The following is a 13,139-nucleotide window of genomic DNA, read 5'->3' as shown; positions in this document are numbered from 1 at the left end:
ACCTCGCGCTTCACCTCGCGCAATTGTATCATCTTTCCATGAGCGAATCCGACACGGCGACGGGCGAGGCCTCGCCCGTCCGCAAGATCATCCATATCGACATGGATGCCTTCTACGCGTCCGTGGAACAACGCGATAACCCGGAGCTGCGCGGAAAGCCGGTCGCGGTCGGAGGCTCGGCGGAACGTGGCGTTGTCGCGGCCGCCAGCTATGAGGCCCGCGAATTCGGCGTTCGCTCTGCCATGCCATCCGTGACGGCGAAGCGACAATGTCCCGATCTGATCTTCGTCAAGCCGCGCTTCGAGGTCTACAAAGCGATCTCCAGGCAGATCCGCGACATCTTCGCGGAGCATACCCCGATCATCGAGCCGCTGTCGCTCGACGAGGCCTATCTCGACGTGACCGAAAACCTGCAAGGCATCCCGCTGGCGCGCGACATTGCACTCAGGATCCGCGAGAGGATCAAGGCCGAGACGGGCCTCAACGCTTCGGCCGGCATCTCCTACAACAAGTTCCTGGCCAAGCTCGCCTCCGATCATCGCAAGCCCAACGGTCAGTTCGTGATCTCACCGGAGATGGGACCCGCCTTCGTCGAGACGCTGCCCGTCGGAAAATTCCATGGGATAGGCCCGGCCACGGGCGCGAAGATGAACGCGCTCGGCATGTTCACCGGTCTCGATATTCGTCGTCAGACGCTGGAGTTCATGAATGCGAATTTCGGCAAGTCGGGCGCCTATTACTACTGGATCTCGCGCGGTGTCGACGAACGGCCGGTCCGGGCCAACCGGGTCCGCAAGTCCATCGGCGCGGAGACCACGTTTTCAAGCGATCTCACCGAATTCGACACGCTGGTCCCCGAGCTCAAGCCGCTTGTCGATAAGGTGTGGCGCCATTGCGAGGCGACGGGCAGCCGTGGCCGCACCGTCACCTTGAAGATCAAGTTTGCCGACTTCGAGATCATCACGCGCAGCAGGTCGGCCCCTTCGCCGGTCGCAGGCCGGGACGATCTTGAGCGGCTGGCTTGCGGCCTGCTCGAAGGCGAGATTCCGCTGCCCAAGAGCGTCAGGCTGCTGGGAGTCTCGCTGTCTTCCCTCCAGGCCGGGGACGATGCGGAGCCGCCGCAGCTGACTCTCGGCATCTGAACCAATCTAACGGGCTTTCGGCGAACGCGGACAGCTGCGCAGAGCGCGCTCACTCCGTGAATGAACGGCGGCGGGCTTTCAGCCTCGCCACCGAAGGTCGATCCGCTGGGCTGGATCAATGCCTCACGTGCTCGAACACGACGATCACGCCCGTCGGCTCGGGCTCGTGCGCCATCAGGCGGGTCAGCTCGGAATCGCCCCAATCGGCGAGGCTGACGACTTCGCCGCTCTGGCGCTCGGTGCCGGGTGGCGCCGTGGGCTCGACGACCTTCAGCCCTGTCTCGTCGACGAAGAAAGTATGCTCGCCGAACATGCTGTTGAGCTGCGGCATGGCGGGATGCTCGTCGGGCAGCACCTGAGCGCCGAGCTGGTTGACGGTCTGCTTCACCTGTTCGGATGTGAGCTTCATGAGCTGCTCCGTTTCTGTCACGTCGGTTTCATTGAGCTGAGCCAAAGCGGGCGTTCCCTGCGCCGATGTTCGCCCGGCCCAATCTCCCGAACAGGTGCTACGCACAAATGTTCCGGAGAAATGCATTTCGTGATCGCGTGTCGCGTCTGCCGCGCTTGCGGCACGAGATCGCCACAGGACGCACATGATTCGACATCCCAAGAGCCAAATTCCAACAGCTGAATTCCAAGAGCCGAGTTCGCTACTCGCTTCTGTTCTCGCCGACGGACAGTGCGCAGATGCGTGACAGATATGTGTAGGACAGCCCGGTCTCCTCGGCCCAGGCGTTGAACTGCGCCTGCACTTTTGCCAGATCCCCCTTCGACTTGACCTCTTCGGCAATATCGAGACCGGCATCGCGCAGGCACGCCACGACGTCCCTGGACGTCACAAAGCCGTCCCAGCCGACGAACCGCAGCAGCATCTGGCCGGTGTTGCCACCCAACCGGCTGCCGCGCTTGCTCAGGAGATCGAGCAGGCCGATCTGGTCGGACGGCGGCCATTTCGCCAGAAACTTGCCGAAACTGCCGTGCTCTCTTGTGATCTCCTGGATGAAGGCGGCGTTGTCGCGCACCGACATGATCTTGGCACCGTTGCGCACGATGCGCGCGTCGCGCAGCAGGCCCTCCCAATAATCCTCCGGCTGGAAGGTGAGCTTGGCCGGCTGGAAACGCAGGAAGGCGTCTTCAAACCCGTCCCATTTCGTCTCGATCACGCTCCAGGCAAAGCCCGCGCAAAACACACGCTTCGTCATCTCTGCGAGGATGCGGTCGTCGCTGCGTTTGACGAGGCCCTTCAGGTCGGGCTTTTCGGGCATCAGCTTTTCGAGCGCCTTGGGCCCGCCCTTGCGTTTTTCGGCGCGAGCACGAATGGTCTTGAAGGAGGTCATGCGGACACGAGCTGTTGGGGATACGAGCTGTTGAGGGTACGCCACGACATCAGAATTCGATGATCCGGTCCAGCCCGGCGACGCTTCGATGCTTGCACCCGCGGATGGGCCGCAGCATACTGCCCGCATTGAATTGGCGAGAGATGCGGCTGGTCTGCTTCTTGCGTTCAGATATTTTGCAATCCCTGAGCATTTTTGACGTCTCACCCCTGGATTTCCAATGCGATGCCTGGTCGTGGCCGACCTGCACTATTCGCTGCCTCAGCTCGACTGGCTCGTCAGCGCCGCTCCGCAATTCGACCTCGTGATCTTCGCCGGCGATGCACTCGACATCGGCTCGATGGTGGATTTTCGCGCGCAGATCGTGGTGGTGAAGAAGTACCTTGCGCTGCTCGCCACGAAGACCCGGGTGATCCTGTGCTCCGGGAATCACGATCTCGACGAGCGCAATGCGGAAGGCGAAAAGATCTCGCGCTGGATCTCGGAGGTGCGCGAGTTGGGCATTGCCTGCGACGGTGACAGCCTCACCGTCGGCGACACGCTGTTCACGGTGTGCCCATGGTGGGATGGGCCGCTGGTCAAGCAACGTCTCGTCGCGCAGCTCGGCGCCGCCGCGGCCAACCGGCCGCAGCGCTGGATCTGGATCCATCATGCGCCGCCGGCGGATTCACCGACGAGCTGGGGCGGCAAGCGCTTCTTCGGTGACGTCGAGCTGGTGCAATGGATCATGCAGTACCAGCCCTCGATGGTGATCTCGGGCCATGTGCATCAGTCGCCGTTCATTACCGATGGCTCGTGGTTCGACCGGCTCGGCCAGACCTGGGTCTTCAACACCGGTCTGCAACCCGGCCGCCCGCCGACATATATCGTACTGGACCTCGATGCGGACAGGGCGTTCTGGCTTGCGGCCGGTGAGGCGCAATGGATCGATCTTGGCGCGCCGCTGCAGCGGCCCGCCGCTCCGATCGAGGCGGCGCCCGACTGGCTCACATTCTTGGATCGGATTGCCGATCCGAGCCTGGCGAGACCTCGAGCGGCGGCAGGTTGATCATGCTCTGGAGCACCTCGCCGACCATGGCCAGATGCGTGCCGTGGCCGGCATATTGCTGCTTGAGATCGGCGAGATAGGTGTTGGCCACATTGAGCCGCTGCGCCAGCATCTTGGCGATCAGAAGCGCCACGCCCGCCTCCTGCTTGAGGAACGAGGCGGCGTCCTCGAATTCGTAGACGACGGAATCAGAGCAGGCCCGTACGGTCGCGGTGTGCGGCTGCCCCAGCAGCACCGACATTTCGCCCAGCACGGCGCCGGGCTCGGCCACCGTGGCAACCACCATCTCGCCCTTGAGCACTTCGAGCTTGCCCCGCATCAGCACATAGAGATGACCGGTGGTGCCGCCCTCGGCGACGATAAGCGTGCCGGCCGCAACCTGCCGCTCCGTCCCACCGGTGCAATAATCCAGAACTGCGCGCATCCGACCAAGCTCCCGTCGTAGGGAGATACTAGGGCACGATCAGCGTCGCGCGCTTGCTCAAATTTGTGGCAAGACCCGCACCCGCGACAGACGCTTCGCGAGATGGACCGACTGCCAGTCTCCGAGACCGGTGTCCTCGAATCCTGCCTTCTTCGCAAGGCCGCGCATCTCGGCGTTCACGCGCGCGGTCTCGGCTGCAATCATCTCGTGACCGAGATCGCTCGCGTGCTTCTCCATAGCTGTCATCATGCGGAGGCCGACGCCCTTGCGCTGAAAGACATCGGCAACGGAGATGGCGAAATCACCATGCCGGGCAGCCGCATCGTAGGCGTATCTGGTTTCGCCGATGATCGTGCCTTGCCCTTCCTGCCTGATCTCGGCGAGCAGGGTGAAATGACCGGGATGGCTGGTCTTGGCGACGCACTCGGCCGCGACCACGCCAAGGTCCGCCCGCGCGCCCATGAAGCGCTTGTTGCGTGATGTCGTGGAGAGGCTCGTGAAATAAATCGAGAGGCCCTCGACATCGGACGCGCTGGCCGGCCTGATACGGACCGTGGCGCTGGCTTCGGCTGACTCGACAACGGCATCCAGCAATGACTGTGACATGCGCGAGGCTCTCGGCAGGTTGCATTGAATGCAGACCTAGCCGGGACCGCCCGCTTAGCGCTTGGACGGGGCTGCCAATCTTGCGGCCGAAAGCGAACTGTTTCGCGCCTCAGTGCCGGGCATCACACGCGAGAGAGTGAAGGCACCTCCTCCGGCACGATCGCCTGGAGCCCGCCGAAGCGGCGCTCGCGGCCGTGGAAGGAGACCAGGGCCGCAGCGAGATCGCCCGCGTCGAATTCGGGCCACATCCGTTCGGTGAAGTGCAGCTCGGCATAGGCACCTTCCCAGAGCAGGAAGTCCGACAGCCGTTTCTCACCCGAGGTGCGGATGATGAGGTCGACGTCGCGCAAACCGGCCTCGCCGGTGACGAGCTGCGAGAACGCCTCGCGGGTGAGACTCGTCAGCGCCGCCGCCTTCGCCGCCGCGTTGAGGATGGCGTCGCGGGCGGAATAGTCGACCGCGATACGCACATGAAGCGTGCTGCCTTGCGCGGTGGCGTCTTCCGCACGCGAAATCGCATTGGCAATGCCGTCGGGCAGACGGTCGCGGCGGCCGATCACGGTGAGGCGCACGCCGTTCTTGACCAGGCTTTGCACCTCGTTGGCGAGGTAGAATCGCAGAAGCGTCATCAGCGCGGCGACCTCGGCCTTCGGCCTTCGCCAATTGTCGGTGGAGAAGGCGTAGAGCGTCAGCGTCCCGATGCCCTGCTTGGGCGCGGCTTCGACGATGCGGCGGATCGCCTCGACGCCGGCCTCATGGCCGCGAACGCGCGACAGGCCGCGCCGCGTCGCCCATCTGCCGTTGCCGTCCATGATGATGCCGACGTGAAGCTTCTCGTTGAGGGACGCAAGGTCACTTTGCATTGCAAAGTCTCCGGTCAAAAAAGGGGGAGGATCAGGTCGAGACGATACCGAGACGGCCGAGCGGCGCCGCCTCGCGGCCGGCGGCCTTGGCGGCGTCGCGCACCAGGCGCTCGAGCACGGCGAGATAGTCGAGGAAGCGGCGGCGGCCGGCCTTGGTCAGGCGGCAGGTGGTGTGCGGGCGATTGCCCTCATAGCCCTTGGTCACCTCGACGAGGCCGGCTTCCTGGAGCACGGCGAGATGCCGGCTGAGATTGCCGTCGGTGAGGCCGCAGAGCTGCTTGAGATCGGCGAACGCCAGACCCTTCGGATGCGCCATCAGCGAGGTCAGAAGTCCGAGCCTCGCCTTCTCGTGGATCACGCGGTCCAGTCCTTCATAAGAGAAGGGTGCGCTGTCAATCTTCGACATCATGGTCTCCGGATGCGAAATGCAGAATGCCCGCCATCACCGACTGCCCGATCACAAAGGGCAGGCCCATGGTCCACGGCGACAGCGTGTGGGTCTGGCTCGCGAGCACGACGACTGCGAAGCCGGAGATGAAATACCAGGCGCCGGCGAGCGCCACGGTGCGCGGCAGCGAGCGGACGGAGGCGAAAATGCCGAGCGACACCAGGATCTGCCACAAGCCTGGCAGCAGCCACAGCGTTTCGCCCGCGAACTTCCACATCACCACCGCAAGCAGTACACCGGCAACGCCTGCCGGCAGGAACTGCTCGACGGCCTGGTGGATCATGGCATCGGCGAGGCCCGAATGATGGCGGCGCGAACGCGCGCGCATCTCGATGCCGATGATCAGGGCGGAGAGCCCGGCGGCGATGAACCAGCCGAAGAAGAAGCCGAGCGGTTCGCTGGTGGCATCACCAAGCAGCCAGAACTGCAGGATTGCGGTGAGAAGCGCGACCGCGCCGGTCGCCGCCATGGTGGCCGGGCCGTAGCCGCGGAACGCCGTGCCGGCCGCAATCTGGCTGCGGATCGCCACGATGTCAGCCAGTGCCTTGTCGAGATCGCGCATTGGCAACGCCAAAACCTCGCTCCGCCCATGCTTGCCAGGACTATCGGTCCGGTACACTTTGTACTGCAAAGTATATCGGATCGCAAAGCAAAGGCAAGCCCGAACGTCGCCTCTTGACACTAATCCCCCACCAGACAACTGCCGGTTGCGCGACACCTCCTCCCCCAGATAAGATGCGCGGGAATGCGCTCTGGGGGAAAAGTATGTGGCTTAAGTCATTCATCGTTGCGTCTTTATTGCAGCTGAGCGTCGTCATCGGAGCGCATGCGGCCGGGCCGTTCGGCAGCGTCAAAATCGGCAACTGGGTCGGCGGTGCGTTCAGCAATGACGAAACGGGAGCCTTCTCGCATTGTGCCGCGACGGCGCCTTATGCCAACGGCGTCATTCTCGTCGTCGGCCAGAATTCTGGGGGCTCGTGGATATTGAGCTTTGCGAGTCCCAGCTACCGCTTCACCAAGGGCGAGAACACCGCGATCGACGTCATCTTTGACGGACAGGAGCAGGCCAGACTGTTCGCCACGGCCAACCAGACGAACATGCTCAGCTCCGTCATGCCTGCCAACGTGGTACGAACGTTTCAGAAGGCGAGCCTGATGGTCGCGACGAGCGGCCGCACCGTGCTGAATTTCGACCTGACCTCGGCCGGGCCCGTGATTGCGGCATTGGCCAATTGCGTCACCAGGGTCAAAGCCGACGGGCTGAGCAAGGCGGGCGATTTCACAAAGGTTGCCGCCAAGCCGCAGGCCACGCCGGACAAGCAGGCACCGCCAGCGAACGGCAGCAAACCTGCCAGAGCCAAGAGCGGCACTGGCTTTGTCGTGAGCGCCGGCGGACACATCGTCACCAACAACCATGTCATCGATGGCTGCGTCGGCGACATCAAGGGCAACCTCACCGGCGACGCCTCGATGGTGCTGCGCGTCGTGTCGAGCGACGCCAACAACGATCTCGCTCTGTTGCAGGCGCCGTCGACGGCGACATTCAAGGCCTATGCGCGGATACGCGACCGCTCAATCCGGTCCGGCGATTCCGTCGTCGTGATCGGCTTTCCCTTTCACGGATTGCTGACCTCGGACTTCACCGTAACGACCGGGATCGTGAGCTCGCTCAGCGGCTTGCGCAACGATTCGCGTTTCCTGCAAATCAGCGCGCCGGTGCAGCCCGGCAACAGCGGCGGCCCGCTGTTCGACACCACCGGGCAGATCGTGGGCGTGGTCACCGCAAAGATCCCTGCACTGCGCATCGCCGCTGCGACCGGTAACATCCCCGAAAACATCAACTTTGCGATCAAGACCGGCGCGCTGCGCGACTTCCTCGACAACTCCGTGGTGCCCTACCAGACTGCCGAACCGAAGGGCGAGATCAAGACCACCGACATCGCCGGCAACGCGCGGCCCTATACGATGCTGATCTCGTGCAACGGCACGGAGCAGGCCGAGGCGAAGCGGTAGCGGCAACGCAGGCCGCGTCTGCGCGGCCGCGGATGGCGCGAATGCGATCCGGGCTACCAGTCAAACCGCGAGTTCCTCAATACGGCGCGACGGGCCGCGTGCGACGCGGCTGCCGCGGTTGCGGCAGGGATGATTGACCGTAGGCGACGAGCGGGTTGGCCCCGCAGGCCATGAGCCGGCCCGACACACTGGCCTGACATTGTCCATAGGTGCTGTAGGTGCAATCGCCTGGATAATCGTAGCCGCCACCCTGGGCACACCAGGGATAGTCGTGCGCCGCTGCGGGCGTGACGGCGGCGAGGCCGGCAAGGACCGTCGCGCCGAGGCCCAGCAGTGCCAATTGCGTCTTGCGCATGATCCCAACTCCTATCCTCACGGCGCGAGATACGCGCCATACAACATCAGGTTTCGCCACGCCGTTTTATTCCAGATCGACGGACGCTGACACGCAAGAAACCTTGATACGCAAGAAAAAAGCCCTGCCGAACGGGCAGGGCTCCAGTCACGGACGTCACAAGATCGCTACTCGACCTTCAGGCCGGCGAACTCGACGACCTTCTTCCATTTCTCGGTCTCCGCCTTGATCTCCTCGCCGAACGCCTCGGGCGTCTGCGCCCGCGGCTCGCCGCCGAGCTCGACCAGGCGCTTGGCCATGTCCGGCTCCTTTATCAGCGTGTTGATCTCGCTGTTGAGCTTGGCGATGATCTCCTTGGGCGTATTCTTCGGCGCACCCATGCCGAACAGCGCGCTCGCCTCGTAGCCCTTCACGGTCTCGCCGATCGCCGGCACGTCGGGCAGCTGCGGCGAGCGCTCCGCCGTGGTGACGCCGATGGCGCGGAGCGAGCCGGACCGGATGTGCTGGATGATCGAGGGCATGTTGTCGAAGATCACCTGCACCTGGCCGCCGAGCATGTCGGTGATCGCGGGCGCGGCGCCGCGATAGGGCACGTGCTGCATCTTGCAGCCCGTGAGCGCCATGAACATTTCGCCGGACAGATGCACCGAGGTGCCGTTGCCGGAGGAGGCCATGTTGACCTTGCCGGGATTGGCCTTCACGTAGTCGATGAATTCGGCGACGGTCTTGGCCGGCACGTCCTTGTTGACGGTCATCACGTTCGGCACGCGCTGGAACGAGGCGACCGGCGCGATGTCGCGCACGAAGTTGAACTTCAGGTTGCTGTAGAGCGAGGCGTTGATGTAGTTGGCCGGATTGACCAGCTGCAGCGTGTAGCCGTCGGGTTCGGCGTTGACGACCGATTCGGTGGCGATATTGTTGCCGGCACCCGGCTTGTTTTCGATCACGAATTGCTGGCCGAACTTCTCCGACAGCCGCTGACCGATCAGCCGCGCCAGGATGTCGGTGGCCCCGCCCGGCGGATAGCCCACCACCCATTTCACCGGGTGGGTCGGGTAATCGGCGGCAAGCGCCTTCGACAGCGGGCTGGCTGCAAGCGGACTGGCGGCGAGCAGGCTCAGCGCGGTACGGCGAGTGATCATTTCAAGGGTTCTCCCAACGTGTTGTTCTTGAAGCCAGATAGCTTGAAAGTGGCGTCGGCGCGGTTGTAACAAAGCTTGCCGCAGGCGGAAAGTGCACGAGGCGCATCACGACGAAAGGATAAGGCATGGCGGTCAAGGTCGAAGCCCTCGATCATCTCGTGATCAACGTCGCGGACGTGGCAGTGACCGCCGAGTGGTACGGCAAGATTCTCGGCATGGAAGTCAAGGTGTTCGACCCCGGCGGCGGCAAAGCGCCGCGGACTTCGCTTCAATTCGGTAACCAGAAGATCAACGTCCGGCCGCGCGATGCCGACAAGGTGGAGTGGTTCACCGCGGACCACCAGACCGCGGGCAGCGAGGATCTGTGCTTCCTCACCTCCGCCAGCCCCGACGAGGTGGTGGCGCATTTGAAGGCACATGGCGTCGCGATCGAACAAGGCCCGGTTCTCAAGCAGGGCGCCCGCGGCACCCTGCGCTCGGTGTATTGCAGAGATCCGGATGGCAGCCTGATCGAGATTTCGTCGTATGAGGACGGCGGCCGGTAAGGCGCTTCGAGCCACGCACTCCGTCGTCATGCCCCGGGCTTGTCCCGGGCATCCACGTTCTTCGTACCATGCGTCAACGCGTGGATGGCCGGGACAAGCCCGGCCATGACGGCAGAGAGAGCACGGCATTTGCGCCCCGCGCCGTCCGATGGCAGGAAGACGCAATAAAGAAAACGCAGCCGCCGGCAAGATGCAGGCTGCACGGGAGGAGCCATGCCAATTCAACAAACCGCCGCCGGAATCGTAGGCCCGTTCGACGGGCTCGACGTGCCCCGGCTGCTGAAGATGCGGGCCGAGGTGCGCAGCTCGCATCCGTTCCTGATCTGGGCGCCGTTCGACGCGCCCGCGCGGGGCTGGAGCTATGGCGAGTTTCACGAGCGGGTCGGCGCGCTCGCGGCGGGACTGGCGAAGCGCGGCGTGAAGCCGGGCGAATATGTGCTCATTCACCTCGACAATTGCATCGAGGCGCTGCTGGCCTGGTTCGCCTGTGTCGAACTCGGCGCCATCGCGGTGACCACCAACACCCGATCGGCGCCGGCCGAGCTCGACTATTTTGCCGATCATTGCGGCGCGGTCGGCGCGATCACGCAGCCCGCCTATGCCGAGATCGTCGCGCAGAACTGCCGCAACATCCGCTGGATAGCGGTGACCTCGCATGATGCGGGTGCGGCTCCAGAGCAAGCGAGCTCGCGCGGCGATGGTTTCGAATCGCTGTTCGCCGACAGTGCCGACCGTCCCAGGCGCGCGACCGATCCGCGCGCGCCGTGCAGCGTGCAATACACCTCGGGCACGACATCGCGCCCCAAGGCGGTGCTGTGGACCCACGCCAACGCGCTGTGGGGTGCCAAGATCAACGCCGCGCATGAGGACCTGCACGCAAGCGACGTGCACCAGGCCTATCTGCCGCTGTTCCACACCAACGCGCTGGCCTATTCGATGCTGGCGACGCTATGGGTCGGTGCCACCTGCGTGATCCAGCCGCGCTTTTCCGCCAGCCGGTTCTGGCGCGCCGCGCGCGAGCACGGCTCGACCTGGACCTCGACGATCCCGTTCTGCATGAAGGCGCTGCTCGAGCAGGACATCCCGCGCGATCACAAATTCCGTCTGTGGGGCACCGCGATCAACGAGCCGCCGGCCTTCGCCGCCTTCGGCGTCAAGATCATCGGCTGGTGGGGCATGACCGAGACCATCACCCACGGCATCCTCGGCGAAATCGACCAGCCCAACATCCCGATGTCGATCGGCCGCGCCGCGCCGGAATATCAAATCCGCATCACCGACGACGACGGAAGGCCGACGCGGGTCGGCGGCACCGGAAATCTCTCGATCAAGGGCATTGTTGGCCTGTCGCTGTTCGCCGAATATCTGCACAACGAGAAAGCGACACGCGAGAGCTTCGACGAGCACGGCTTCTTTCTCACCGGCGACCGCGTCGTGCGGCTGGAAAACGGCTATATCCGCTTCGCAGACCGCAGCAAGGACATGCTCAAGGTCGGCGGCGAGAACGTCGCCGCGTCCGAGATCGAGCAGGTGGTCGCACTGGTGCCCGGCGTGCGCGAGGCCGCCGTGGTGGCGAAGACGCATCCGATGCTGGACGAGGTGCCGGTCGTCTTCGTCATCCCGCAGGGCGGCGTCGCCGCTGCGCGGCCCGATCTGCACGAGGCGGTGATGGCCGCCTGCCGCGCCGGCCTCGCCGACTTCAAGGTGCCGCGCGAGATCCGTTTCGTCGACGACATGCCGCGCTCGACGCTGGAGAAGGTCGCGAAGGCGGAGCTGAGGAAGATGGTGGGATAGGTAGCACGGGCGATTACCACGACGTCGTCCTGGCGAAAGCCAGGACCCATACCGCGTGATCTATGCACTGGCCCGGATGGTCGTTGCTACAGTCTTCGCCAAACGAGCGCTCGGGGTAATGGGTCCTGGCTTTCGCCAGGACGACATCGAGAGATCAGAACGACCCCAGCGCCACCGGTCGGAACGCTTGCAGCAGCTGCTGGTCCAGCTTGCCGCCCATGCCTTCCATCATCGCAAACGCGCGCGCGTGGGTGAAGGGCATGCGATAGGCGCGCTTCTCCACAAGGGCCGCGTAGATGTCAACGATGGTCGTGACCCGCACGATATCGCTGATCTGGTTCGATGAGAGATTGTTGGGATAGCCGGAGCCATCGAGGAATTCGTGGTGATGCAGCACGACGTCCAGCATCTCCGGCGGGAAGCCGCCTTGAGCCGCGAGCGCGTCATAGCCGCGGCGCGGATGCTGGCGGACTTCGGCCATCTCCTCGTCGGTGAGCTTGCCGGGCTTGTCGAGCAGCGCGGAAGGAACGAACGCCTTGCCGACGTCGTGCAGCAGCGCGGCACGGGTCAGCCGGCGCTGGTCGTCCTCGCGCATGCCGAGATGCTGGGCGAAGGAGACCGCAAATCCGGTCACGAACAAGCAGTGCCGATAGCTGCCGACATGGTGGCAGCCCACCGTGGTGAGCCACTCGCGCAGCGAGGAGTGCTTGATCGCCTTCAGGATCTTGCTCTCGGCGGCGATGACGTCGTCGAAGGTCAGGGGCACGCCGAGCGGCAGCTTCTCGAACATCTTCTTCAGCACCGCATGCGCGGCCTCGACGCCGCGATTGAGCGTCTTGCCGCGATCGGTCGCATCATAGACGGCGGTGTCGGGGAAGGCCGCGCGGATGCGCTGCAGGATGTCCTCGGGCTGAAGCGGCCGCGAGATGGTGTCGGTGGCGCCCAGCGCCCAAGCCTGCATGGTGCCGTGATGCAGGGCGTCCGCAAGCACGAACAGCCGAGGCATCGAACGATAGGCATCGCCGCGTAGCTTGTTGCGCACCCGTTGCACGCTCTCGGGCGAACGCAGATTGATGTCGACCACGAGGCCGGAGAGATCGCGCGAGGGCTGCTCGGGGAGCTCCTGCGTCGTCACCGTCGCGACGTCGCCGACCGCCTTGAGGATGCTGGCGAGCTCGCTGCTCTCGTCGCTCCGGTCGGAGGCGAGCAGAAGCCGGCGTTTGGCGGCGGGTTTGGCTGAGGCGTTCATGGCTTCCCCAAGAGCACGGGCGTGTTTCGGGCCAAAGCCTATGCCGGATCAGGTTCTCCGGCCCTTAAGAGGCGTGCTCAAAGGAACCCTGCGGAATCAGGGACAATTTTACGGAGTTCGGCTCCTCCCGGTTCCAATCAGAAAAACGTCGAAAACAACCCCATGCACAGTAG

General features: G+C 64.2%; 15 protein-coding genes. 5 read left to right on the top strand and 10 right to left on the bottom strand.

All coding sequences use genetic code 11. The features are described 5' to 3' along the window. Positions 1–38: 38 nt before the first annotated feature. On the top strand, positions 39–1,142 hold the full coding sequence (dinB, locus tag AC0L3C_RS12715) for a DNA polymerase IV (protein WP_473262323.1): 1,104 nt from the start codon (positions 39–41) through the stop codon (positions 1,140–1,142). Positions 1,143–1,257: 115 nt separating this feature from the next. Here the strand turns inward: dinB and AC0L3C_RS12710 are convergent, their stop codons facing one another. Together AC0L3C_RS12710 and AC0L3C_RS12705 are read right to left on the bottom strand one after the other, a co-directional pair. Continuing rightward, positions 1,258–1,551, bottom strand: coding sequence for a hypothetical protein (locus tag AC0L3C_RS12710; protein WP_007598221.1), 294 nt, complete (start codon positions 1,549–1,551; stop codon positions 1,258–1,260). Positions 1,552–1,792: 241 nt separating this feature from the next. Then, the gene (locus AC0L3C_RS12705) at positions 1,793–2,479 is read right to left on the bottom strand and encodes a DNA-3-methyladenine glycosylase I (RefSeq protein ID WP_473262325.1); all 687 of its coding nucleotides are present in this window, start codon (positions 2,477–2,479) and stop codon (positions 1,793–1,795) included. A gap of 220 nt (positions 2,480–2,699) precedes the next feature. Between AC0L3C_RS12705 and AC0L3C_RS12700 the strand changes: the two genes are divergently transcribed. Continuing rightward, a complete protein-coding gene (locus tag AC0L3C_RS12700; protein WP_473278446.1) occupies positions 2,700–3,527 on the top strand; it encodes a metallophosphoesterase family protein in 828 nt (275 codons plus the stop codon). On the opposite strand, the gene AC0L3C_RS12695 is transcribed toward AC0L3C_RS12700, so the two are convergent. From AC0L3C_RS12695 to AC0L3C_RS12675, 5 genes are all read right to left on the bottom strand, one after another. Continuing rightward, on the bottom strand, positions 3,466–3,951 hold the full coding sequence (locus AC0L3C_RS12695) for a Crp/Fnr family transcriptional regulator (protein ID WP_473278447.1): 486 nt from the start codon (positions 3,949–3,951) through the stop codon (positions 3,466–3,468). The genes AC0L3C_RS12700 and AC0L3C_RS12695 overlap by 62 nt on opposite strands. 57 nt (positions 3,952–4,008) lie before the next feature. After that, on the bottom strand, positions 4,009–4,557 hold the full coding sequence (locus AC0L3C_RS12690) for a GNAT family N-acetyltransferase (protein ID WP_473278448.1): 549 nt from the start codon (positions 4,555–4,557) through the stop codon (positions 4,009–4,011). Positions 4,558–4,679: 122 nt separating this feature from the next. Next, complete coding sequence (locus AC0L3C_RS12685; protein ID WP_473262338.1) at positions 4,680–5,420, bottom strand: di-trans,poly-cis-decaprenylcistransferase; 741 nt, start codon at positions 5,418–5,420, stop codon at positions 4,680–4,682. Between the two features lie 31 nt (positions 5,421–5,451). Further along, positions 5,452–5,826: a winged helix-turn-helix domain-containing protein gene (locus AC0L3C_RS12680; protein WP_007616058.1), complete on the bottom strand. Its 375-nt coding sequence runs from the start codon at positions 5,824–5,826 to the stop codon at positions 5,452–5,454. After that, positions 5,813–6,430: a hypothetical protein gene (locus AC0L3C_RS12675; RefSeq protein WP_473262340.1), complete on the bottom strand. Its 618-nt coding sequence runs from the start codon at positions 6,428–6,430 to the stop codon at positions 5,813–5,815. Before AC0L3C_RS12675 ends, AC0L3C_RS12680 begins: the two co-directional genes overlap by 14 nt. Positions 6,431–6,633: 203 nt before the next feature. Here AC0L3C_RS12675 and AC0L3C_RS12670 point away from each other — a divergent pair, with 203 nt between their 5' ends. Next, positions 6,634–7,881 carry a S1C family serine protease gene (locus AC0L3C_RS12670; protein WP_473408136.1) on the top strand — a complete coding sequence of 416 codons (1,248 nt, stop codon included), beginning with the start codon at positions 6,634–6,636 and terminating at the stop codon, positions 7,879–7,881. A 76-nt stretch (positions 7,882–7,957) separates the two neighbouring features. On the opposite strand, the gene AC0L3C_RS12665 is transcribed toward AC0L3C_RS12670, so the two are convergent. Then, positions 7,958–8,236: a DUF3551 domain-containing protein gene (locus AC0L3C_RS12665; RefSeq protein ID WP_473278450.1), complete on the bottom strand. Its 279-nt coding sequence runs from the start codon at positions 8,234–8,236 to the stop codon at positions 7,958–7,960. Between the two features lie 167 nt (positions 8,237–8,403). Further along, on the bottom strand, positions 8,404–9,378 hold the full coding sequence (locus tag AC0L3C_RS12660) for a Bug family tripartite tricarboxylate transporter substrate binding protein (protein ID WP_473262349.1): 975 nt from the start codon (positions 9,376–9,378) through the stop codon (positions 8,404–8,406). 125 nt (positions 9,379–9,503) lie between these two features. On the opposite strand from AC0L3C_RS12660, the gene AC0L3C_RS12655 reads away from it, so the two are divergent. Beyond that, complete coding sequence (locus tag AC0L3C_RS12655; protein ID WP_473278452.1) at positions 9,504–9,923, top strand: VOC family protein; 420 nt, start codon at positions 9,504–9,506, stop codon at positions 9,921–9,923. 213 nt (positions 9,924–10,136) lie between these two features. Then, a complete protein-coding gene (locus AC0L3C_RS12650; RefSeq protein WP_473408134.1) occupies positions 10,137–11,717 on the top strand; it encodes an AMP-binding protein in 1,581 nt (526 codons plus the stop codon). Positions 11,718–11,871: 154 nt separating this feature from the next. On the opposite strand, the gene AC0L3C_RS12645 is transcribed toward AC0L3C_RS12650, so the two are convergent. Next, the gene (locus tag AC0L3C_RS12645) at positions 11,872–12,966 is read right to left on the bottom strand and encodes an HD-GYP domain-containing protein (protein ID WP_473278454.1); all 1,095 of its coding nucleotides are present in this window, start codon (positions 12,964–12,966) and stop codon (positions 11,872–11,874) included. Positions 12,967–13,139: the final 173 nt, after the last annotated feature.

It is taken from the genome of Bradyrhizobium sp. WSM4872 (genome assembly GCF_055811715.1).
The sequence above is the reverse complement of the archived record's forward strand: the minus strand, read 5'-3'. Positions and strand labels throughout refer to the sequence as shown.

What these genes read in the sequence shown, in the direction of transcription:
- dinB (WP_473262323.1), top strand. Translation starts at nt 39, where the DNA reads ATGAGCGAATCCGACACGGCGACGGGCGAGGCCTCGCCCGTCCGCAAG.
- AC0L3C_RS12710 (WP_007598221.1), bottom strand. Translation starts at nt 1,551, where the DNA reads ATGAAGCTCACATCCGAACAGGTGAAGCAGACCGTCAACCAGCTCGGC.
- AC0L3C_RS12705 (WP_473262325.1), bottom strand. Translation starts at nt 2,479, where the DNA reads ATGACCTCCTTCAAGACCATTCGTGCTCGCGCCGAAAAACGCAAGGGC.
- AC0L3C_RS12700 (WP_473278446.1), top strand. Translation starts at nt 2,700, where the DNA reads ATGCGATGCCTGGTCGTGGCCGACCTGCACTATTCGCTGCCTCAGCTC.
- AC0L3C_RS12695 (WP_473278447.1), bottom strand. Translation starts at nt 3,951, where the DNA reads ATGCGCGCAGTTCTGGATTATTGCACCGGTGGGACGGAGCGGCAGGTT.
- AC0L3C_RS12690 (WP_473278448.1), bottom strand. Translation starts at nt 4,557, where the DNA reads ATGTCACAGTCATTGCTGGATGCCGTTGTCGAGTCAGCCGAAGCCAGC.
- AC0L3C_RS12685 (WP_473262338.1), bottom strand. Translation starts at nt 5,420, where the DNA reads ATGCAAAGTGACCTTGCGTCCCTCAACGAGAAGCTTCACGTCGGCATC.
- AC0L3C_RS12680 (WP_007616058.1), bottom strand. Translation starts at nt 5,826, where the DNA reads ATGTCGAAGATTGACAGCGCACCCTTCTCTTATGAAGGACTGGACCGC.
- AC0L3C_RS12675 (WP_473262340.1), bottom strand. Translation starts at nt 6,430, where the DNA reads ATGCGCGATCTCGACAAGGCACTGGCTGACATCGTGGCGATCCGCAGC.
- AC0L3C_RS12670 (WP_473408136.1), top strand. Translation starts at nt 6,634, where the DNA reads ATGTGGCTTAAGTCATTCATCGTTGCGTCTTTATTGCAGCTGAGCGTC.
- AC0L3C_RS12665 (WP_473278450.1), bottom strand. Translation starts at nt 8,236, where the DNA reads ATGCGCAAGACGCAATTGGCACTGCTGGGCCTCGGCGCGACGGTCCTT.
- AC0L3C_RS12660 (WP_473262349.1), bottom strand. Translation starts at nt 9,378, where the DNA reads ATGATCACTCGCCGTACCGCGCTGAGCCTGCTCGCCGCCAGTCCGCTT.
- AC0L3C_RS12655 (WP_473278452.1), top strand. Translation starts at nt 9,504, where the DNA reads ATGGCGGTCAAGGTCGAAGCCCTCGATCATCTCGTGATCAACGTCGCG.
- AC0L3C_RS12650 (WP_473408134.1), top strand. Translation starts at nt 10,137, where the DNA reads ATGCCAATTCAACAAACCGCCGCCGGAATCGTAGGCCCGTTCGACGGG.
- AC0L3C_RS12645 (WP_473278454.1), bottom strand. Translation starts at nt 12,966, where the DNA reads ATGAACGCCTCAGCCAAACCCGCCGCCAAACGCCGGCTTCTGCTCGCC.